The organism is Sphingomonas sp. 179-I 2A4 NHS, from assembly GCF_045369135.1.
Lineage (GTDB): Bacteria > Pseudomonadota > Alphaproteobacteria > Sphingomonadales > Sphingomonadaceae > Sphingomonas.
The window spans coordinates 1-18,936 of sequence record NZ_JBIQFL010000006.1; the positions used below are offsets into that span (position 1 = coordinate 1).

Annotated in this window: 20 protein-coding genes and 1 tRNA gene; 14 read left to right on the forward strand and 7 right to left on the reverse strand. The window is 67.0% G+C overall.

Annotation, left to right across the window (positions count from 1 at the left end; all coding sequences use genetic code 11):
* On the forward strand, positions 1–1,009 hold a 1,009-nt coding region (locus tag ACH0CP_RS11680), incomplete at its 5' end, for an RcnB family protein (RefSeq protein ID WP_406893916.1).
* A 121-nt stretch (positions 1,010–1,130) separates the two neighbouring features.
* On the opposite strand, the gene ACH0CP_RS11685 is transcribed toward ACH0CP_RS11680, so the two are convergent.
* Complete coding sequence (locus ACH0CP_RS11685; protein WP_406889062.1) at positions 1,131–2,438, reverse strand: M20/M25/M40 family metallo-hydrolase; 1,308 nt, start codon at positions 2,436–2,438, stop codon at positions 1,131–1,133.
* Between the two features lie 130 nt (positions 2,439–2,568).
* Here ACH0CP_RS11685 and ACH0CP_RS11690 point away from each other — a divergent pair, with 130 nt between their 5' ends.
* Positions 2,569–3,366: a hypothetical protein gene (locus ACH0CP_RS11690; protein ID WP_406889064.1), complete on the forward strand. Its 798-nt coding sequence runs from the start codon at positions 2,569–2,571 to the stop codon at positions 3,364–3,366.
* A 54-nt stretch (positions 3,367–3,420) separates the two neighbouring features.
* Here ACH0CP_RS11690 and ACH0CP_RS11695 read toward each other — a convergent pair whose 3' ends face one another.
* The gene (locus ACH0CP_RS11695; RefSeq protein WP_294442725.1) at positions 3,421–3,873 is read right to left on the reverse strand and encodes a universal stress protein; all 453 of its coding nucleotides are present in this window, start codon (positions 3,871–3,873) and stop codon (positions 3,421–3,423) included.
* 109 nt (positions 3,874–3,982) lie between these two features.
* Here ACH0CP_RS11695 and ACH0CP_RS11700 point away from each other — a divergent pair, with 109 nt between their 5' ends.
* The 5 genes from ACH0CP_RS11700 (at position 3,983) to ACH0CP_RS11720 (ending at position 8,745) form a co-directional block, all read left to right on the forward strand.
* Positions 3,983–5,344, forward strand: a complete 1,362-nt coding sequence (locus tag ACH0CP_RS11700; RefSeq protein ID WP_406889066.1) for a pyruvate dehydrogenase complex dihydrolipoamide acetyltransferase — start codon at positions 3,983–3,985, stop codon at positions 5,342–5,344.
* 1 nt (position 5,345) lies between these two features.
* Positions 5,346–5,543 (forward strand): hypothetical protein, encoded by a 198-nt coding sequence (locus ACH0CP_RS11705; protein ID WP_294442723.1) that lies wholly within the window; start codon positions 5,346–5,348, stop codon positions 5,541–5,543.
* A gap of 3 nt (positions 5,544–5,546) precedes the next feature.
* Positions 5,547–6,947, forward strand: coding sequence for a dihydrolipoyl dehydrogenase (lpdA, locus tag ACH0CP_RS11710; RefSeq protein ID WP_406889068.1), 1,401 nt, complete (start codon positions 5,547–5,549; stop codon positions 6,945–6,947).
* Between the two features lie 149 nt (positions 6,948–7,096).
* Complete coding sequence (locus ACH0CP_RS11715) at positions 7,097–8,017, forward strand: aminotransferase class IV (RefSeq protein WP_294442721.1); 921 nt, start codon at positions 7,097–7,099, stop codon at positions 8,015–8,017.
* Complete coding sequence (locus tag ACH0CP_RS11720; protein WP_294442720.1) at positions 8,014–8,745, forward strand: HAD family hydrolase; 732 nt, start codon at positions 8,014–8,016, stop codon at positions 8,743–8,745. The genes ACH0CP_RS11715 and ACH0CP_RS11720 overlap by 4 nt, the downstream gene beginning before the upstream one ends.
* Before the next feature lie 27 nt (positions 8,746–8,772).
* On the opposite strand, the gene ACH0CP_RS11725 is transcribed toward ACH0CP_RS11720, so the two are convergent.
* Entirely contained in the window at positions 8,773–9,816 is a 1,044-nt protein-coding gene (locus ACH0CP_RS11725; protein WP_406889070.1) for a COX15/CtaA family protein, read from the reverse strand.
* A 107-nt stretch (positions 9,817–9,923) separates the two neighbouring features.
* Here ACH0CP_RS11725 and ACH0CP_RS11730 point away from each other — a divergent pair, with 107 nt between their 5' ends.
* Complete coding sequence (locus ACH0CP_RS11730) at positions 9,924–10,313, forward strand: MerC domain-containing protein (protein ID WP_406889073.1); 390 nt, start codon at positions 9,924–9,926, stop codon at positions 10,311–10,313.
* Positions 10,314–10,316: 3 nt separating this feature from the next.
* Here ACH0CP_RS11730 and ACH0CP_RS11735 read toward each other — a convergent pair whose 3' ends face one another.
* Positions 10,317–11,162 carry a class I SAM-dependent methyltransferase gene (locus tag ACH0CP_RS11735; protein WP_406889075.1) on the reverse strand — a complete coding sequence of 282 codons (846 nt, stop codon included), beginning with the start codon at positions 11,160–11,162 and terminating at the stop codon, positions 10,317–10,319.
* Between the two features lie 44 nt (positions 11,163–11,206).
* On the opposite strand from ACH0CP_RS11735, the gene ACH0CP_RS11740 reads away from it, so the two are divergent.
* The 5 genes from ACH0CP_RS11740 to ACH0CP_RS11760 all read left to right on the forward strand — a co-directional run bounded on the left by ACH0CP_RS11740 (position 11,207) and on the right by ACH0CP_RS11760 (position 13,618).
* Positions 11,207–11,935, forward strand: a complete 729-nt coding sequence (locus tag ACH0CP_RS11740) for a ComF family protein (protein WP_406889077.1) — start codon at positions 11,207–11,209, stop codon at positions 11,933–11,935.
* Between the two features lie 31 nt (positions 11,936–11,966).
* Complete coding sequence (gene grxC / locus ACH0CP_RS11745; RefSeq protein ID WP_294442712.1) at positions 11,967–12,227, forward strand: glutaredoxin 3; 261 nt, start codon at positions 11,967–11,969, stop codon at positions 12,225–12,227.
* Entirely contained in the window at positions 12,224–13,048 is an 825-nt protein-coding gene (locus tag ACH0CP_RS11750) for a carbon-nitrogen hydrolase family protein (RefSeq protein WP_406889079.1), read from the forward strand. Before grxC ends, ACH0CP_RS11750 begins: the two co-directional genes overlap by 4 nt.
* On the forward strand, positions 13,045–13,473 hold the full coding sequence (locus ACH0CP_RS11755) for a DUF1178 family protein (RefSeq protein ID WP_406889081.1): 429 nt from the start codon (positions 13,045–13,047) through the stop codon (positions 13,471–13,473). The genes ACH0CP_RS11750 and ACH0CP_RS11755 overlap by 4 nt, the downstream gene beginning before the upstream one ends.
* A 68-nt stretch (positions 13,474–13,541) precedes the next feature.
* Positions 13,542–13,618: transfer RNA gene (locus ACH0CP_RS11760), tRNA-Arg, on the forward strand.
* Between the two features lie 157 nt (positions 13,619–13,775).
* Here the strand turns inward: ACH0CP_RS11760 and ACH0CP_RS11765 are convergent.
* Both ACH0CP_RS11765 and ACH0CP_RS11770 read right to left on the reverse strand, forming a co-directional pair.
* Positions 13,776–14,183 carry a PRC-barrel domain-containing protein gene (locus tag ACH0CP_RS11765; RefSeq protein ID WP_406889083.1) on the reverse strand — a complete coding sequence of 136 codons (408 nt, stop codon included), beginning with the start codon at positions 14,181–14,183 and terminating at the stop codon, positions 13,776–13,778.
* Positions 14,184–14,375: 192 nt separating this feature from the next.
* On the reverse strand, positions 14,376–14,696 hold the full coding sequence (locus ACH0CP_RS11770; RefSeq protein WP_294442708.1) for an SWIB/MDM2 domain-containing protein: 321 nt from the start codon (positions 14,694–14,696) through the stop codon (positions 14,376–14,378).
* Positions 14,697–14,875: 179 nt separating this feature from the next.
* Between ACH0CP_RS11770 and fghA the strand changes: the two genes are divergently transcribed.
* Positions 14,876–15,709: an S-formylglutathione hydrolase gene (gene fghA / locus ACH0CP_RS11775; protein ID WP_406889085.1), complete on the forward strand. Its 834-nt coding sequence runs from the start codon at positions 14,876–14,878 to the stop codon at positions 15,707–15,709.
* Between the two features lie 91 nt (positions 15,710–15,800).
* Here the strand turns inward: fghA and ACH0CP_RS11780 are convergent, their stop codons facing one another.
* Positions 15,801–18,788 (reverse strand): TonB-dependent receptor, encoded by a 2,988-nt coding sequence (locus ACH0CP_RS11780; RefSeq protein ID WP_406889087.1) that lies wholly within the window; start codon positions 18,786–18,788, stop codon positions 15,801–15,803.
* Between the last annotated feature and the right edge of the window lie 148 nt (positions 18,789–18,936).

An 18,936-nucleotide genomic window follows, 5' to 3' on the forward strand; every position in this document is an offset into this window, starting at 1 on the left:
CACCTGGACCACGACGACTGCAACGCCGAGCGCGGGCAACTGGCAGCGACCGCAGCGCCCGGCGGGGTGGAACAATGGCCGGCCCGGCGCCAACGGCCCGCGCTGGGGCGGGCGCATCCAGGGCCGCTGGTGGGGCGGGGCGCGCGCGCCTGGCGGCTGGGGCGCCTATCACCGGCCGGTGCGCGGCTGGACGCTGCCGAGCTATTGGATCGCGCCGCGCTGGTATGTGAACGACTGGGCGGGATATGGCCTGCCGCAGCCGCCCGTCGGCTATACCTGGTCCCGCTATTACAATGACGCGGTGCTGATCGATGATCGCGGCGCCGTGTACGACACGATCGGCGGGATCGACTGGGATCAATATGATCCGGAAGGCGTGGACTACACCTTCTACGATGACGGCAATCTGCCCGGCTATAGTGGCTATACCTCTTCTCCGCCGCCGCCGGCACGCGCCGGTGCGCCTTACGATTATCCGCGCGAGAGCAATGGCGTTGCCGGCGCAGCAGTGGGCGCGGCGATTGGCGGCGTCGCGGGCGCAGCGATCGCGGGCCGGGGTGACCGGCTGGGCGGCGCGCTGATCGGCGGCGGCGTGGGCGCGCTGACCGGATATGCGGTGGACAAGTCGGCGGACCGAGGCCGGCGTGCGCCGCCGCCGCCGCCGCCACCGGCGTATGGTGCGGGATATCCGATGCCTGCGGTGGGCACGCGTGCGCCGTCACCGCCGCCGGCTTATGGGCCGGGATCGGCACCCATGCCGGCAATCGGCACGCGGGCGCCCTCCGCCCCCGCGCCGATCGTGACGGCCGGCCCGGGGACAACCGTCGTCACCACGACGACCACCAGCGGACCGCAGGCGACGCCGGGCTATTATGCCAACGGTTATTATTATCCGGGCACCAGCGTGACGACGGTGACGGTGCAGAGCCAGCCGACGGTGACGACCACCACGACCGAAACCTGGGACGATGCCGTGACGTACACGCGCTCGCGCCGGGGCGCGCGTTAGGCGCGACGATTAGACGGGCGATGTCGCGGCGGCTGAGCCGCGGCTGATCCCGGAAACGAGCTTGTCGGGGGGCAAGGGGGCGTCGTTCCGCGATCTGCGGTACGGCGCCTTTCCTATTTACTCAGCGGCGAGGCGCGCGGCCGGCGAAGGTGACGATGCTCTCCGCGCCGTTGGGGCCGATCGCCGAGACGCCGAAGAAGTGATCGTCGACCGAGACTTCCTTCAGCACCAGCTGAGTCGCGCCGGCAACCTCGCGATCGTCCGTCCAGGCCGGCTTGTCGTTGCGCCGCCAGTGGATCTTGTAGCGCGTGGCGCCGGGCACCGGCTGCCAGGCGACATTGGTGTCGCGGGTCAGCTCTCCGGCGACGCTGACGCCCGCCGGCGCGGCGGGGGCGGCGGCGAGCTGCGCGATCGTGGCGACGTTGATGGCCGTGACGCGCGCGAGATAGGGGAAGTCCATCCCTTCGATCGTGTCACCATAGACGCGGCCGTTCTCGGTACGCAGATCCTGGTGCTGGCGATCCCAATTCTCGGCACCCACGGTGAAGCGGACGGCGGGATAGCCCTGGCGCAGGAACGGTTCATGATCGCCGCCGCGGCCGAAGCGATCGGGGCGGCGATCGACGAAGACGTCGAACTTGCCGGGCAGCGTATCGGCGATGCCGTCGATCGCCTTGGCCAGCGCGCGGCTGGGGCCATCGTCCTCGCCGCCGATGGCGCGGCGCTCCATCGCCTCGGCCAGGCTCTCGCTGGCGCGGACACCTTCGGAGAAGACGCGCACGCGATCGGCGACTCGCAGGCCGTTCTGGCCGATCGAATTGCCGACGATATCGTTGTTGAGCATCGCATCGACCTGCCAGCCGCGCGCCTTGGCGGTCTCGGCCAGCAAGGTGGCGCCGAGCAGGCCCTGCTCCTCGCCCGAAAAGGCGACGTAGACGATGTTGGCGGCGAACTTCTCCTTCGACAGGATGCGCGCGGCCTCCAGCACCAGCGCAACGCCGCTGGCGTCGTCATTCGCGCCGGGGGCGTCGGAGGTCACGTCCATCACGTCGCTGACGCGGCTGTCGATATGGCCGCCGACGATGATGAAGCGGTTGGGATCGGTGCCGCGCTGGATGCCGAGCACGTCCTCGATCACGACGCCGTTGGGCGCGCGGGCATTGACGAAGCGGCGCTGCAGGCGCTCGACCGTGATGCAACCGCCGCAGGCCGCGCCGATGCGCTCGAATTCGGACGCCACCCAGTTGCGCGCGGCGCCGATGCCGCGCCTCGGATCGGTCGCCGAAGAAAGCGAGTGGCGGGTGCCGAACGAGACGAGCTTCTCCACCGAGCCGCGCAGCCGATCGGGCGAGGGCGTGTCGCGTGCTGCAGCAGGGGTGGCGAGGAGCAGGGTGGCGAAGGGAATGGCGGCGGGCGAAATGCGGATCATGCCGGCTTGGTGGCGGCAATTGCGTGATCAGACAAGGTTCATTTGACGCGGTGGCCGATTACCGTATCGTAGGCAAATAATGAATGGTCGCCAGTGCGCGTTGTCATTTATTATACTGGGGGGAAGTATGATGAAGAAGATGTTTGCGGCGCTGCTTGGCAGTGCGTTGCTGGCTGCCACGCCGGCTTTTGCTGATAGCGCGTTCAACGGAACGTGGAAGCTCAACCCGAAATCATCCGTGATGGACGTGAAGCCGGATGAATTCACGCTGAAAGGTGGTAGCTATTCGTGCAAATCCTGCATGCCGAGCGCCTATACTGTGAAGGCGGACGGCGCGTTCCATGCGGTGCCGGATCGTCCTTACTGGGACGAGCTCGCGATCAAGGCGGTCGACCCGCAGACGGTGACGTTCCAGTTCCGCAAGGATGGCAAGGTGGTAGGGGAGAACCGCCGCGTCGTTTCCGCTGACGGAATGTCAACCGTGGTGACGGCGATGAACACCAACAACGCCGCGGGCGCCCAGGTGGAGCAGAAGACGGTCCAGACCCGGGTCGGGGCGCCGGTGACGGGGGCACATCTGATCTCCGGTGCCTGGAAGACCGATCCTGCTTCGATCAACGTGACCGACAACGCCTTGCGCGCGACGTTCAACGTCGACGGTGATACGTTGCGGATGACGTCTCCGATGGGCGAGACGCTGGAAGCGAAGCTGGGCGGCGATTATGCGCCGGTCGTCGGTGATCCGGGCAAGACGATGACCAAGGCCGCGCTGTTGGCGCCGAACCGGCTGCAACTTACCGACATGCAGAACGGCAAGGTCACGCAGGTGACGACCTATGACGTGTCAGCGGACGGCAAGACGCTGAACGTGGCGTGGACCGATCCGCGGGACGGGTCAAAGGGCACGTTGGTCGCCACCAAGGAGTGACGTGCGCGTGCCCTTCCCGGTCGGTGATCCGGCCGGGGAGGGTGCCGCCGCCGTTCAGCTCAGCCGATCGATCGCCTCCCGGTCGAGGCTGCCCGGGATGATCATCAGCGGCACGGGGAGGGCGCCGACCTCACCCGCAAAGTGCGTGACGAGCGGGCCGGGCGCACCGTCCGCCGCGGCGCCAAGCACGAGCGCTGCGATCTGCGGGTTGCCGGCGATCAGCTCCCTGATGATCTTTGGCCCTTCGCCCTGGCGCACGGTGATGGCGGGGCGAAGGCCCGATTCCTCGATCAGCGTACCGGCGGCGCGGGCGACCAGCGCCTCGGCATAGCGCAACGCATCTTCCTCGATCGTTGCCTGCACGCCGCCGAAGGCGATGAACTCCTGCGGTTCGACAAGCGCGAGGATCTCGACCCCGCCGCCCGTCTTCACCGCGCGGCGCGCGGCGAAGCGCAGCGCGATCTCCGCCTCGGGCGTGTCGTCGATCACGGTTAGGTAAATACGCATTGCTGTCGGCCCCTCGTTGGCGCCAGCTTATCCGCCTGCGGGGTTGACCGCGCAAGGGCACGGCGCGAGAGACAGGGACCCTCCCCCCGGGACAAGTTCGAGGACCTTCATGCCGATCGAGATCAAGATGCCTGCTCTTTCTCCGACGATGGAGGAAGGCACGCTGGCCAAATGGCTGGTCAAGGAAGGTGACACCGTCAGATCGGGCGATCTGCTGGCCGAGATCGAGACCGACAAGGCAACGATGGAGTTCGAGGCGGTCGACGAAGGCGTTGTGTCGAAGCTGACCGTGGCCGAGGGCACCGACGGCGTGAAGGTCGGCGAGGTCATCATGGTGCTGGCCGAGGAAGGCGAGAGCGTGGCCGAAAGCGCGCCAGCCGCCGCGCCGGCTGCTGCTAAGGAAGAGCCGAAGAAGCAGGTCGACGCCCCGGTAGATCGTGAGACGGGCGAGCCGGTTTCGCCGCAGAACCCCGAGACGAAGCAGCCGGAAGCGAAGCCGCAGCCCGCGGCGCAAGCGCAGCCGCAGACGCAGGCGCAGGCGCGTGCTGAAACGCCGCGTGCCGATGGCGAGCGCGTAAAGGCAAGCCCGCTGGCGCGCCGCATCGCCGCCGAGAAGGGCGTCGATCTGGCGGCGCTTACCGGATCGGGCCCGAACGGGCGGATCGTGAAGGCCGATGTGGAAGGCGCGCAGCCGGGCACCGCTGCGCCTGCCGCCGAGGCGGCCGCTGCCGCGCCGACTGCCGCCGCTGCTGCGCCCACGGCGCCGGCGCAGATCCCGGACGTGCCGCACGAGAAGACCAAGCTCAGCAACATGCGCAAGACGATTGCGCGCCGCCTGACCGAATCGAAGCAGCAGGTGCCGCATATCTACCTCACGGTGGACGTGCAGCTCGACAAGCTGCTGAAGCTGCGCAGCGAGCTCAACGCGAGCCTGGAAGCGCGCGGCGTGAAGCTCTCCGTCAACGACCTTCTCATCAAGGCGCTGGGCGTCGCACTGGTGCAGGTGCCCAAGTGCAACGTCATGTACACGCCGGGCGAGCTGATCACCTTCCAGCGTGCGGACATTTCGGTCGCGGTGTCGACCGCCGAGGGCCTGATCACGCCGGTGATCGCCGAAGCGGATACGGCGTCGCTCTCGTCGATCTCGACGCGGATGAAGGATCTTGCCGCTCGCGCGCGCGACCGGAAGCTCAAGCCGGAGGAATTCACCGGCGGCACCGCCTCGCTCAGCAACATGGGCATGTATGGCATCAAGCAGTTCGAAGCGGTCATCAACCCGCCGCAGGGCATGATCCTGGCGGTGGGCGCCGGTGAGAAGCGCCCCTATATCGTCGATGATGCACTGGGTGTGGCGACGGTGATGAGCGTGACCGGCAGTTTCGACCACCGCGCGATCGACGGCGCCGACGGGGCGCAGCTGATGCAGGCGTTCAAGCAGCTGTGCGAGAACCCGCTGGGGATGCTCGCCTGACATGAACCGCGCGCTTGCGGTTGAGTTGTTGCATCTCGCCGCCGGACTGGCGCTGACGCTGGCGATCTTCCGTGCCGGCGTCTGGGCCTATCCGCAGGGCGAAGATTCGCTCGATCCGGTGGGTTGGGCAACGATGCTGGCCGTGTTCGTGATGAGCGTGCCGGAACTCGTGAAGGCCGCGCGCAAACCAAGGAACTGAATTGTGGCAGACACTTACGATCTCGTCGTCCTCGGCTCCGGGCCGGGCGGCTATGTCGCGGCGATCCGTGCGGCGCAGCTTGGGCTGAAGACCGCGATCGTTGAGCGCGAATTGCTGGGCGGCATCTGCCTCAACTGGGGCTGCATACCGACGAAGGCGCTGCTGCGATCGGCCGAGGTGTTCCATTACATGAGCCATGCGAAGGATTTCGGCCTGACGGTCGAAGGCTTCGCCGCGGATCTCGATGCTGTGGTGAAGCGCTCGCGAGGGGTGGCCAAGCAGCTCAATCAGGGCGTCGCGCACCTGATGAAGAAGCACAAGATCACCGTCCACATGGGCGAGGGGAAGCTCACCGGTAAGGGCAAGCTGACCGTGACTGACAAGGACGGCAAGGCGAGCGAGCTTCAGTACAAGAACATCATCGTCGCGACCGGCGCGCGGGCCCGCGACCTGCCGTTCGCCAAGGCCGATGGGAAGCGCATCTGGACTTACCGCCACGCGATGACGCCGAGCGAGATGCCGACGACGCTTCTGGTCATCGGATCGGGCGCGATCGGCATCGAGTTCGCCAGCTTCTACAACGACATGGGCGCGGACGTGACGGTTGTGGAAATGCTCGACCGGCTGGTGCCGGTGGAGGATGCCGACGTTTCGGCGCACCTGGAAAAGGCGCTGAAGAAGCAGGGCATGACGATCATGACCTCCGCCGGGGTGAGCGCGCTTCAGGTCAGCGACAAGGGCGTGACCGCGAAGCTGAAGGACAAGGCCGGCAAGGAGACGACGGCGGAGTTCAGCCATGTGATCGTCGCGGTGGGCATCGTACCGAACACCGAGAACATCGGGCTGAAGGAGCTTGGCGTCGCGACCGACGATCGCGGCTTCGTAAAGACGGACACGGCCTGCCGCACCAACGTGGATGGGGTATGGGCGATCGGCGACATCACCGCGCCGCCGTGGCTGGCGCACAAGGCGATGCACGAGGGCGTGATTGCCGCGGAGGCGATCGCCGGCGGCCACCCGCATGCGATGGACCCGCGCAACATCCCGGGCTGCACGTATTGCCGGCCGCAGATCGCCAGCGTCGGGCTGACCGAAGCGAAGGCGAAGGAAGCGGGCTACGAGGTGAAGGTCGGCAACTTCCCCTTCATCGGCAACGGCAAGGCGATTGCGCTCGGCGAGCCGGAAGGCTTCGTGAAGACGGTGTTCGACGCGAAGACCGGCGAGCTGCTGGGCGCGCACATGATCGGCGCCGAGGTGACCGAGCTGATCCAGGGGTACACGATCGGCAAGACGCTGGAGACGACGGAGGCGGAGCTGATGAACACGGTGTTCCCGCACCCGACGATCAGCGAGACGATGCACGAGGCGGTGCTGTCCGCCTACGGGCGGCCCCTGCATATCTGAGTGGGCAAAAGGGGGGGGGCGGGCCTCCCCCGCCCGACTGTTCGCACTGAGCCTGTCGAAGTGCGGCCATTGAGCGATCCGCCTGCGGCCCGTGCTTCGACAAGCTCGGCACGAACCGGATAGGGGGACCGTCTTAGCAAGGAACCACCATGACCGAACACGCCACCGGCACGCATGTGTTCACCCCCGATCCGCGCAACGACAACGTGCTGATCGACGTGAATGGGGAGCTGTTTCCGCGGCCCGAGGCGAAGGTTTCGGTGTTCGATTCGGGCTTCATGCTTGGCGATGGCGTGTGGGAGGGGCTGCGCGTCTATGGCGGCAGGATCGCCTTCCTCGACCGGCATCTCGATCGGCTGTGGCAGGGCGCGAAGGCGATCATGCTGGACATCGGCATCTCGCGCGACGAACTGGTCGGGCGGCTGCGGCGGGTGCTCGAGGCGAACGAGATGACCGGCGACGGCGTCCACATCCGCCTGATGGTGACGCGCGGCATCCGGTCGACGCCGTATCAAGACCCCCGGGTCGTGATTTCGCCGGCGACGATCGTCCTCATCCCCGAGTGGAAAGCGCCGGCGCCCGGCACCGCGACGCGGATGCTGAACCTGTTCACCGTCCATGTGCGCCGCGGCTATCCGGACGTGCAGGACCCGAAGCTCAATTCGCATTCCAAGCTGAACTGCATCACCGCCTGCATCCAGGCGGCGCAGGCCGGCGCGGACGAGGCGCTGATGCTGGATCCGCACGGCTTCGTCGCGACATGCAATTCGACGCACTTCTTCATCGTGCGCAATGGCGAGGTATGGACCTCCACCGGGGATTATTGCCTCGACGGGATCACGCGGCGGATCGTCGTCGAGACCGCGAAGGCGGCGGGCATCCCGACCTATGAGCGCAACTTCTCGCTGACCGATGTCTATGGCGCGGACGAGGCGTTCACTACCGGCACATTTGCGGGCCTGGCGCCCGTGGGGACGATCGACGGGCGGGTGATCGGCACCGGGCGGGGGCCGATGGTCGAGCGGTTGCAGGGCCTGTATCGCCAGGCCGTGGAGCGCGAACTCGCGTGACGGTTCGCATCGCCATGTGGTCCGGCCCGCGCAACATCTCCACCGCGATGATGCGCAGCTTCTCCAGCCGGCCGGACTGCGCCGTCAGCGACGAGCCGTTCTACGGCTGCTTCCTGAAGGCGACCGGCGCCGACCATCCGATGCGCGAGGTGGTGATCGCCGACATGGATTGCGACTGGCACTCGGTTGCCGCGACGCTGGCGGGGCCGGCACCGGGCGGCGAGCCGGTCTGGTACCAGAAGCACATGCCGCACCACATGGTGGGGCCGATCGCGCCGGACGACCTGACGGGCGTGACCCATGCGTTCCTGATCCGCGATCCCGCGCGGATGGTCGCTTCCTATGCGGCGAAGCGCGAGGCGGTGACGGCCGAGGATCTGGGTGTCGCGGCGCAGCGGGCGTTCTTCGAGCGCGAGGCGGAGCGGATCGGGCGGGCGCCGCCGGTGGTGGATGCGGCGGACGTGCTGCGCGATCCGGCCGGCACGCTGGCGTTGCTGTGTGCGGCTTTGGGGATCGCCTGGACCAAGGCGATGCTGGCGTGGCCGGCGGGCCGGCATGCGGCAGACGGCATCTGGGCGTCGCACTGGTACGGCCGGGTCGAAGCGTCCACGGGCTTCGGTTCGCCGGAAGGCGAGGCCGGAGGGTTGCCCGAGGCGCTCGCCCGGATCGCCGACGCGTGCCAGGCCGATTACGAGGCGCTGGCGCGCTATCGACTTCACGCCGGTTGAGCCGCCGCAGCGCCCCGGTAGTGGCGGTTAGCGGGCCGCCGAGCGGCTGATCGCGTGCGCCGCGGCGACGGCGGCGATCAGCAGGATGGCGGCGTTGACCTGGTGCGCGACCGCGATCGCGATCTGGACCCCGGTGAGCAGGGTCGCGATGCCAAGCACGATCTGAAGCCCGACGAGCAGGATCACCGCCGCCCAGGCGTTCACCGCGCCGCGGCGGCGGGCAGCGAAGGCGAGCGCCACCAGCGCACCGGCGCTGACGAAGGCGAACCAGCGGTGGACGAACTGCACCACCACCGGATTGTCGACGACGTTGATCCACGCCGGCTGCATCATCGGCACATCGGCGGGGAAGAAGCTGTCGCCCATCAAAGGCCAGCTGCTGAAGGCATAGCCGGCGTTGAGGCCGGCGGTGAAGGCGCCGAGCACGATCTGCGCCGTAAGCAGCAGCAGGGCGACGGCGGCGAGCGGCCGCAGGCCCGCGGGGCGCGCGGAGGGATCACGGGCGAGATCGCGCAGATCAAGCGCCGTCCAGACGACGCCGCCCAGGATCACGAGCGCGGCCGTTAGGTGCACCGCGAGGCGGATGTGGCTGACGTCGGTTCGCTCCGACAGGCCGGATGCCACCATCCACCAGCCGATCGCGCCCTGCAGGCCGCCGAGCGCCAGCAGCACCAGGAGCCGCGGGCCGTAACCGCGCGGAATGGCGCGGCGGACCGCGAACCACAACAGCGGCAGCGCAAAGGCGAGGCCGATCACGCGGCCCAGCAGGCGGTGGACATATTCCCAGAAGAAGATCTGCTTGAAGCCATCCAGCGTCATGCCGCGGTTGATCTGCTGATATTCCGGGATGCGCTGGTAATTGGCGAACTCGGCCATCCACTGCGCCTCGTTCAAGGGCGGGATGATGCCGCTGATCGGCTTCCACTGCGTGATCGACAGGCCCGATTCGGTCAGCCGCGTAATGCCGCCGACTGCCACCATCGCCACGATTAGGAAGGCGACGAAGTAAAGCCATCTGACGAGGGCTTGCGGCTGGGCCGAAACGCGAAAACCGGGGCTGGGGTGGAGCATGAAGCCCTCTAAGCACATGGCATCGCGCGGGCAATGGCGCGCGGGGTCGGTGAGCCGAGTTAATGTGATATTGTAACCCGCCTATAACCGCGCTACATGGTCGATCGATGACAACGATGACCCGCCTTTCTCGTCCGATCGGCCTCGACCGGATCGCGATGTACGTGTCGGGCCTGTGCATCGTTCATTGCGTGGCGAGCGCGGTGTTCTTCGCGATGCTCTCCACGGTCGGCGGGCTTCTCGGCAACCCGATCTTCCACGAGGTGGGGCTGGGCATCGCCATCGTGCTTGGCGCGATCGGCCTGGGCCGGGGCGCGATGCAGCACGGTTACCTGCTGCCGCTTGCCACCGGCTCGCTGGGGCTCGGCATCATGGCCGGCGCGATGACGCTGCCGCATGACACGGCCTTCCTGGAAGGCGGCGAGGCGCTGTGGACCATCATCGGCGTCGGCATCCTGGCTTTCGGCCACGACCTCAACCGCCGCGCCGAGAATTAGGCTTCAGCCTCCCGTCTGATCGCGCTTCAGCGCCGCGGCGAGCGATGCCGTGGCGCTGCCGCGCCGTGCCGGCTGCGGCTGATCGGGCGAGGGTGCCCAGCCGGTGAGGAAGATGATCTCGAATCGCTCCGACGTGCGCCCGTCGGGATCGGCGGCTTCGGCAAAAGCATTGGCGGCGCGGGCGAGCGCCATGCGGCTGAGCGGCTGACGTTCGACCAGCAGGTTCGTCCCCGCCATGCCGCGCAGATCCTCGATCAGCCGGCCCAGCCCCCCATAGCGGACGCGCAGTGTTTCGACGTCCGCCACCGGCAGCGCGAAGCTGGCGCGCATGAGGAGATCGCCGGCGGAGCGCACCTCGATCTGCGGATGGAGGCGGGCCGCCGGGCGCTCGGCCTCGGCCACACGGAAGCCAGCGCGGAGCGCGGTCAGTGAACCGGCGCCGAGCATCGCGCCGAGGAACAAGCCGTCGGGGCGGAGCACGCGCCGTATGAGGCTGAGCGCGCCGGGGACGTCGTTGACCTGGTCCAGCACACCGGCGGAGACGACGAGATCGAACGAAGCGTCGGCGAAAGGCAGGCGATCCTCGTCACCCTGCACGCCGCCAGCCATGCGCGCGAAGGCGTGGCCGGCATCGAGCCGCGCCACCCGTGCGCCGGCCGGCGGCTGGAAGCTGCCATCGAAACAGCCGAGATCGAGCACGTCTGTGAAGCTGCGGCGGACGCTCGCGAGGCGCTCCTCGATCCCGTCCAGCATCGCCGCGCGCAGGAAATCATGTGCGGCAAAGCCTGACGCGGCACGGTCGCGGCGCTGGCGGCGGGCGGATCGATCGAAAATCTCGGGCGTGCTCATGCGGCGGCTTGTGCGCGCGCGGGCGAGGGGGAACAAGGGTTGCGATGCCCATCCCGCTGATCGAGCCGGTGATTTCGCTGGCGCTGCCGCCGCGCTGCCCCGGCTGCGGGATCGTCACCACCGCAGACCATCGCTTTTGCGTGACCTGCTGGAGCGCGCTTCGTTTCCTGGCGCCGCCGTGGTGCGCGAGTTGCCACGCGCCGTTCGCTTATGATCGTGGCGCGGACAGCCGGTGTGCTGATTGCATCGCCGATCCGCCGCGCCACGCGGGGCTAGATGCGGCGGTCGTCTATGGCGATATCGCGCGGACGGTGGCGCTGCGCCTGAAATACGGCGGGCGGGCCGCCTTTGCCGAGACGGCGGCGCGGCTGATGCTGCGCCATCTGTCGGCGGATGCCGATCTGATCGTGCCGGTGCCGCTTCATCGCTGGCGATTGTGGTCCCGCGGCTACAATCAGGCCGGGCTGATCGCCGGCGCACTTTCACGAGCGAGCGGCGTGGCTGCAAACGGGGCACTTCTCAACCGCACGAAAGCTACGCCGGTGTTGCGCGGGTTGGGCGCGAAGGATCGGCGCAAGGCAGTGCAGGGGGCCTTTGCCCTGACGCCGCGTGCCGCCGGGCCGATCAATGGCAAGCGGATCGTGCTGGTCGATGACGTGCATACCAGCGGCGCGACAGCGAGCGCATGCGTTGCCGCCCTGCTGCGCGGCGGCGCGGCGCAGGTATCGATCCTGTGCTGGGCACGGGTGCTGGACGACGCCGCGGCGGATTGACAATCGCCCGTCGCGTCCACAACTCGCGGATATGGCCCAGGTAGAAATCTACACGAAGGCGTGGTGCCCTTATTGCACCCGTGCGATGCAGCTCTTGGCGTCGAAGGGCGTCGAGCCGACCGAATATGACATCACGCTTGGCGGGCCGAAGCGCGTCGAGATGATCGATCGTGCCGGCGGGCGCACCACCGTGCCGCAGATCTTCATCGACGGTAAGCATGTCGGCGGATCGGACGATCTGGCCGCGCTGGAGCGTGCCGGGCAGCTTGATGCGATGCTCAGCCCGCCATGAGGGCAGGGATCCTCCAGATGACGAGCGGGATCGATCCCGCAGCCAATGCCGTTACGATCACCAATGCGATCCGCGCCGCCGCCGATGAGGGTGCAGCGATGCTCTTCACGCCTGAAATGTCGGGCCTGCTGGATCGTGATCGGCAGCGCGCGGCTGCGTCGATCGTAGCAGAGGACGACGATCGCGTTCTGGCGGCGGTGCGCGAGGCGGCGGCGCGCGCCGGGATCTGGGTACATCTCGGCAGCCTGGCGTTGCGGCGCGACGACGGCCGGCTGGCCAATCGCGGCTTCGTGATCGACGGCGCCGGGGCGATCCGGGCGCGCTACGACAAGATCCACCTGTTCGACGTCGATTTGCCGACCGGGGAAAGCTGGCGCGAATCGGCTGCCTATGCGCCAGGCGAGGGGGCCGTGGTGGTCGAAACGCCGCTCGGCCGACTTGGGCTGACGATCTGCTACGATCTGCGCTTTCCGGCCCTGTTCCAGGTGTTGAGCGACGCGGGCGCAACGATCATCGCGGTGCCTGCGGCCTTCACGCGACCGACCGGTGCGGCACATTGGCACGTGCTGCTTCGCGCACGTGCCATCGAGTCGGCCGCCTTCGTGATCGCGGCGGCGCAGACGGGCGAGCATGAGGACGGCCGAGCGACCTACGGCCATTCGCTCGCGATCGACCCCTGGGGTGAGGTGCTGTGCGACATGGATGATGCGCCCGGGCTCGAGTTCGTCGAGATCGCTCCGGATCGCGTGGCGGACGTGCGTGCGCGTATCCCGGTGATCGCGCATCGCCGCCCGGTTCCGCCGGCGACGGTGGCGGAATGATCGTCTTCGATCTGCGATGCGCCAGCGGCCACGTGTTCGAAGCGTGGTTCGGCTCCTCCAGTGCCTTTGAAGAGCAGCGCGAGCGCGCGCTGGTCGCCTGCCCGATGTGCGGCGACACGGCGGTCGAGAAGGCAGTGATGGCGCCGAACGTCGCGCCGAAAGGCAATGCGCGGTCGCCCAGCCCGCCGGCCGAGGTGAAGGCGGCGCTGCAGGCACTGGCGGCCGCACAACGCAAGGTGCTTGAGGGGTCGCGCTGGGTCGGCGGAGAGTTCGCAACACAGGCGCGCGCGATGCATGCCGGTGACCAGCCGCACGAGACGATCCACGGCCAGGCCACGCTCGCCGAGGCGAAGGCGCTGGTCGACGAAGGCGTGCCCGTTGCGCCGTTGCCGCTTCCGATCGTGCCGCCGGAAAAGGCGAACTGAGCCGCGCGATGTGGCGTGCGGCGCGGCCGATTGACCGCCCCCCGCGCACACCGTAGCTAGGCGCCCGTGCCCCCGTAGCTCAGCAGGATAGAGCGACGGTTTCCTAAACCGCAGGTCGTGAGTTCGAATCTCGCCGGGGGCACCATGCTGCCGCTGCCGGCAGCTGGCAGGTACAGTGGTCCGGTGACGACCCGGAGCTAATGCGAATAGAGCGATCGCGTCGTGCGCGCCGCGACGCGACCCGTCGCGACAGTCGGGTTGCTTAATCCACCCCGATGCGCTGAGGCGGCGGGGCCGGCGGTTCAGCGTGGCTGCCGTTTCACCTCGGGCAGAGCTTGGAGCTGCTGCTTCGTCATGGTGGTGGACAGATCGGTGTCATCGCCCCGCTTGACCGGGGTCAGGCTTTCGATCGGCACATGAACGTAGCGATCGGGGGTCGTGTCTTCGACCTCGACCAGCAGGCGTTCGACTTTGCCCGAGGGGCCGCGAACGACCTCTTCGACTTCGCCGATTTCCGCTCCATCCGGGCCGATCAGATCAGCGTCGAGCAGCTGAGCCTCGGTGAGGCCGAGGGCGACGGCCTCTGCGCCGGCGATGGCAGCGGCTTGCTGGGCGTCGCGCTCCCTCTTCTCTTCGGCCGCACGGCTCTCGCTGTTACATCCAGCAAGCAGAACGGTGGCAAAGGCGGCGGTAAGCAGCGGTTTTTTCATCGGTCGTTCCTCTCACCAGAGGTGGGGAAACGCCGTGGTGGAGCGAGACGTTCCGGTGGGGAAGCCAACCGGCTGGAGTAGGTACGCCGGCGCGCGTGGCGAGCCATACCGCCGTGGGTGCAGTGGATCGAACGCGCAGCCGACCGGGGGCGCTGCCGCGGCCGCGCCCCCGGGGAGACGATGTCGTCTCGATCAGGCCTTTACGTGCGCGGAGATGTACTTGTTCATCTCGAACATCGTCACCTTGTCCTTGCCGAAAACCTTCTTGAGGTTGTCGTCGGCGAGGATTTCGCGCTTGTTTTCCGGGTTCTGCAAGTTCTTGGACTTGATGTATTCCCAGACCTTGCTGATCACTTCGCTGCGCGGCAGGCGATCATTGCCGACAACGGCGCCGAGTTCGGGCGAGGGCTGAACCGGGGCGTGGATGCCACCAGTCTTCGGCTTGGCGTCTCCACTCTTCGCAGCGCCGGCCTTCGCCTTGGTCGCCTCTCCGGTCTTGGTCTTGGTAGCCATTGCATTCCTTCCTGTTGCGCCGGTTATTCGGCATCCGCGGAATCACGCTTGCGAAGCGCGATCGTTGTTCTGCGCCGGTCGGGCGCGCTTGTCACGCCCTTGCAGCACCGTCCAGCGTTGATCGTCTCGCTAACGCACGAACACCGCGCTAGGTCGCGCGCTAGTAGATGGAGACGCAAATGGAAACGGTCAGCGAGAGCAAGGCGATTGGCGGCACCCAAGGTGTGTACCGCCATCGCGCCGCGACGACGGGGACGGACATGACGTTCTCGGTCTATGTGCCGGCGCATGAGGAAGGCGAGCGGCTCCCCGTGCTGTGGTACCTCTCCGGCCTCACGTGCACGCACGCCAATGTTACCGACAAGGGCGAGTATCGCCGCGCCTGCGCCGAGCACGGCATCATCTTCATCGCGCCCGACACCAGCCCGCGTGGCGGGGGCGTGCCGGACGACGACAGCTGGGACTTCGGCCAGGGCGCGGGCTTCTATGTCGATGCCATCGAGGAGCCGTGGGCGGCGAACTTCCGCATGCGCAGCTACATCGAGGACGAACTGCCCGGCCTGATCGCGACCGAATTCTCGATGGCTGACCTGGCGCGCCAGTCGATCACCGGCCATTCGATGGGCGGGCATGGGGCGCTGACCATCGCGCTGCGTAATCCCGGCCGCTTCCGCAGCATATCCGCCTTCGCGCCGATCACGTCGCCGCTGCATTGCCCGTGGGGCGAGAAGGCGCTGGGTGGATATCTGGGGCCGGACCGCGCGCTGTGGCGGCCCTATGACGCCTGCGCGCTGATCGAGGACGGCGCGCGGGTGCCGGAGATCCTGGTCGACCAGGGCGAGGCTGATGGGTTCCTGGCCGAGCAATTGAAGCCTGAATTGCTGGAAGCGGCATGCGCGGCGGCGGGCATTGGTCTGACGCTGCGGCGACAGCCGGGCTACGACCACAGCTACCATTTCATTTCGACCTTCATGGCCGATCACGTCGCCTGGGCGGCGGCGCGCCTGCGCTGACGCGCGCAACAAAGATGGGCGGCCCCGCGAAGGCGCCGCCCCAGTTTGCCGTTCGGAAACACTGCCCCGGGAGTGCGGGGCAGGCTCCATCTTAGAACTTGAAGCCCGCGGCCACGCCGTAGCGGCGCGGTTCGAGGGTGAAGATGTTGGTGAACAGGCCCGACGACTGGTCGGTCAGGTAGAGGCCCGTGGTGGCGTTGTTATCGAAGATGTTCTGGATGAACCCGCGAACGAACCAGCGATCGTCCACGCCGTTCAGCTGGATCTGGGCGTTCGCCTGCTCATAGCCTTCGATACGATTGATGCGCCCGTTGAAGATGTTGCCGTAGCTCTCGCCCGTGTAGGTAAGGTCGAAGCGCGGGACGAGCGACATGCCGTTCGAGAAGTCGAACGTCTTCTGCACGCCGGCCGAGAACTTCACGACCGGCGCCTGCGGCAGCGAATTGCCCTTGATGCTGACGCCGACGCCTTCCGAGACGCTGATTGTGGAGCCGGCGGGCAGCAGGCCGAGCACGGCCGGGTTCGCCGACTGGGCGGCCAGCACGTCGCAGAGGCTGAAGGCGCCGGTCGCCGCGCCGACGTTCGCATCAGCCGGGAACGGCGTGGGCCCACGCAGGCCCAGCCCCGTGTTCACCGCGGTCACGAAGGCCTGGGCGACCGCCGCGTTGTTGCCACGGACGACGCAGTTGAAGGCGGCCTGAAGGTCCTTGATGATGACGGTGTTGGGGTTTCCGCCCGACACGTCTCGCTGGTTAATGAACGGATCGTCCGTCGTGACCTTCGTCTTCAGGTAGCTGGCACCGATGTTGATCGCCCAGTCCGGCGCTGGCCGGAAGAAGGCGTCCGCCTCGACGCCGTAGATGTCGGCATCGATATTGTCGTTGATCGACGAGCGGGCCACGATGCGGCTGAGCTGCAGGCCCTTGTACTTATAATAGAAGCCCGTGAGGTTCAGGGTGAAGCGGCCGTTGTCGAAGGTGTTCTTCGAGCCGATTTCGAAGGCGTTGATGATTTCCGGACGGAAGGAGTCCGGGATCACCAGGTTCGGCACCTGGACCGGCGGGTTGAAGCCGCCCGACTTGTAGCCGCGCGAGTAGGACGCATAGATCAGATTGTCGTCGGTGATCTTGTAATCGACGACGGCGCGGCCGGTGAATTCGTCGAACGTACGGCGACGGATCGCGAACTGCTGAATCCCCGGCGTGACGGGGTCGGCATCATAACCTGCTGCGCCCGGCGCATCGAAGGCGCTGCCCGTCTGCGTGAAGGGAACCGGGAAGCTTGCCAGCGTTGAGCGCGAGCGGACGAACTTGCGGTCGTTGTTGTAGCGCAGGCCGAGCGTTAGCTTCAGCTTGTCGGTGAAGTCGAAATAGGTCTCACCGAAGATGCCGTAGGACTTCAAGCGGAACTCAGGCGTCGCGTTCCAGAAGTATGGCGTGGCGGAGAAGGACGGCGCGCGGCCCGCGCCCGCGGCCTGCACGGTGCCGAGAATGCCCGTCACGTAGTCAATGGCGAAGGCGTTGACGTAATAGTCGCCGTTGCGGACCTTGCCGTCGACATAGATGCCGCCGAGCAGGAAGTTGAACATGCCGTCGAAATCGGAGGTGATGATACCTTCGACCGACCAGTCCTTCGTCTTCTGGGTCGAGCGATCATAGGCGTTCGGAACGGGGCCGCAGTTGCTGAACCCGCCGTACACGCCGAGGCCGGTGCCGCGCGGTGCCGAGGTGCACAGATCACCGGTCGGGCCGTTCGGGAACAGCGCGCGCGCGATCGGCGCAAAGTAAGCCGCCGGGATCGGGCCGAGGCCATTCGCCGCCGCAAACGCCACGTTGTTGAGCGACGGCTGGATCAGCGAGCGATTGGCAACGCCAAGGTTATAGTCCTGCGAGGAATCGACCGACGTCTCATGATAGAGGCCGGTCAACTGGAGGCGGACCGGACCGAAATTGTGATCGATCCGCGCCTGGAACGTCGTCTCGTCCGTCTTATAGGTGGGATTGAAAGCGGTGTAGACTTCGCGCGGATCGGGCAGGATCGGGTTGCCGGCATAGGCGTCCGGCCCGTACACGCTGCCGAGGCCGAGCGCCTGGCCGAGCACCGGGCTGCCGAACGCGATCGTCAGGAATTCGCGGCTGCCCAGCGTACCTGTGAAGCCCGAGTTGGTATTGGTGCGGCCGAAATCGCGGCGGTTGTTGAGACAGCCCAGAACGCCGGTCGGATCCGTCTGGCACAGCTGCTTCTGGATGCGCAGGCGGTTATCGTCTTCCTTGAAGTACGACGCGAGGATGTCGACGGTCGTATCGACCGATGGCTCCCACCGGATCGAGCCGCGGACCGAGTACATGTCTCGGCCGTCGATCCGCGTGTCGTTGTACAGGTTCTTCGTATAGCCGTCGCGGTTGAGGTAGAAGCCGGCTAGGCGAACGGCCAGCGTTTCGCCGAGCGGCACGTTGATCATCGCCTTGGCGCGGATCGAATCGTAGTTGCCGTATTCTGCCTCGGCCGCGGCAGCGAAGCGATCCGTGCGCGGCTTGGCGGTGATGAAGTTCACCACGCCCGACGAGGCGCTGCGGCCGAAGAGCGTGCCTTGCGGGCCACGCAGCACTTCGACGCGCTCGAGATCGAAATACTCGGTTTCGAAGATGCGGGTGCCGAGCAGCGGGGAGCCATTGAGGTGGATCGCGGTCGCCGCGTCGCACGAGATGCCGACGCACAAGTCACCAACGCCGCGGATGGTGAAGCTGGACCCGGTGAAATTGCCCTTGGAGAAGGTGACGTTGGGAAGCGTCAGCTGCAGATCCGACGCATTGTCGATCTGCTGCGCTTCGAGGGCCGCGGCCGAGAATGCAGTGACCGCGATCGGCACTTCCTGCAGCGTCTGCGCCTGGCGCTGCGCGGTAACCACGATGTCCGCGCCATAGCCACCGGCATCCTGTGGGCTCGCCGAGGCACCTGTCGGCGCGGTATTCGTAGGTGCGGTATCCTGCGTTCCGGTCGCCGCCTGAGCGGCAGCATAGCTCGGCAACGTTGCGATCAGCGCGAGCGCGGTCGCGGCAAACAGATCCATCTTGCGCATTGGCATCCCCTCCTAGAGCCGCGCCGGCTTCTGCCGGTCTGCGGTAGTTCCACTGTGCGGTATGGAACGTAGCGCGCGAAATTTTCGCCCGTCAAATGAATTTGCGCGAGAAGCGTTCGGGGTGCACAGAGCAGTGACTGAAATGAAA

Coding starts and splice junctions, on each gene's coding strand:
- ACH0CP_RS11685 (WP_406889062.1), bottom strand. CDS start 2,438: ATGATCCGCATTTCGCCCGCCGCCATTCCCTTCGCCACCCTGCTCCTC.
- ACH0CP_RS11690 (WP_406889064.1), top strand. CDS start 2,569: ATGAAGAAGATGTTTGCGGCGCTGCTTGGCAGTGCGTTGCTGGCTGCC.
- ACH0CP_RS11695 (WP_294442725.1), bottom strand. CDS start 3,873: ATGCGTATTTACCTAACCGTGATCGACGACACGCCCGAGGCGGAGATC.
- ACH0CP_RS11700 (WP_406889066.1), top strand. CDS start 3,983: ATGCCGATCGAGATCAAGATGCCTGCTCTTTCTCCGACGATGGAGGAA.
- ACH0CP_RS11705 (WP_294442723.1), top strand. CDS start 5,346: ATGAACCGCGCGCTTGCGGTTGAGTTGTTGCATCTCGCCGCCGGACTG.
- ACH0CP_RS11715 (WP_294442721.1), top strand. CDS start 7,097: ATGACCGAACACGCCACCGGCACGCATGTGTTCACCCCCGATCCGCGC.
- ACH0CP_RS11725 (WP_406889070.1), bottom strand. CDS start 9,816: ATGCTCCACCCCAGCCCCGGTTTTCGCGTTTCGGCCCAGCCGCAAGCC.
- ACH0CP_RS11730 (WP_406889073.1), top strand. CDS start 9,924: ATGACAACGATGACCCGCCTTTCTCGTCCGATCGGCCTCGACCGGATC.
- ACH0CP_RS11735 (WP_406889075.1), bottom strand. CDS start 11,162: ATGAGCACGCCCGAGATTTTCGATCGATCCGCCCGCCGCCAGCGCCGC.
- ACH0CP_RS11740 (WP_406889077.1), top strand. CDS start 11,207: ATGCCCATCCCGCTGATCGAGCCGGTGATTTCGCTGGCGCTGCCGCCG.
- grxC (WP_294442712.1), top strand. CDS start 11,967: ATGGCCCAGGTAGAAATCTACACGAAGGCGTGGTGCCCTTATTGCACC.
- ACH0CP_RS11750 (WP_406889079.1), top strand. CDS start 12,224: ATGAGGGCAGGGATCCTCCAGATGACGAGCGGGATCGATCCCGCAGCC.
- ACH0CP_RS11755 (WP_406889081.1), top strand. CDS start 13,045: ATGATCGTCTTCGATCTGCGATGCGCCAGCGGCCACGTGTTCGAAGCG.
- ACH0CP_RS11765 (WP_406889083.1), bottom strand. CDS start 14,183: ATGAAAAAACCGCTGCTTACCGCCGCCTTTGCCACCGTTCTGCTTGCT.
- ACH0CP_RS11770 (WP_294442708.1), bottom strand. CDS start 14,696: ATGGCTACCAAGACCAAGACCGGAGAGGCGACCAAGGCGAAGGCCGGC.
- fghA (WP_406889085.1), top strand. CDS start 14,876: ATGGAAACGGTCAGCGAGAGCAAGGCGATTGGCGGCACCCAAGGTGTG.
- ACH0CP_RS11780 (WP_406889087.1), bottom strand. CDS start 18,788: ATGCGCAAGATGGATCTGTTTGCCGCGACCGCGCTCGCGCTGATCGCA.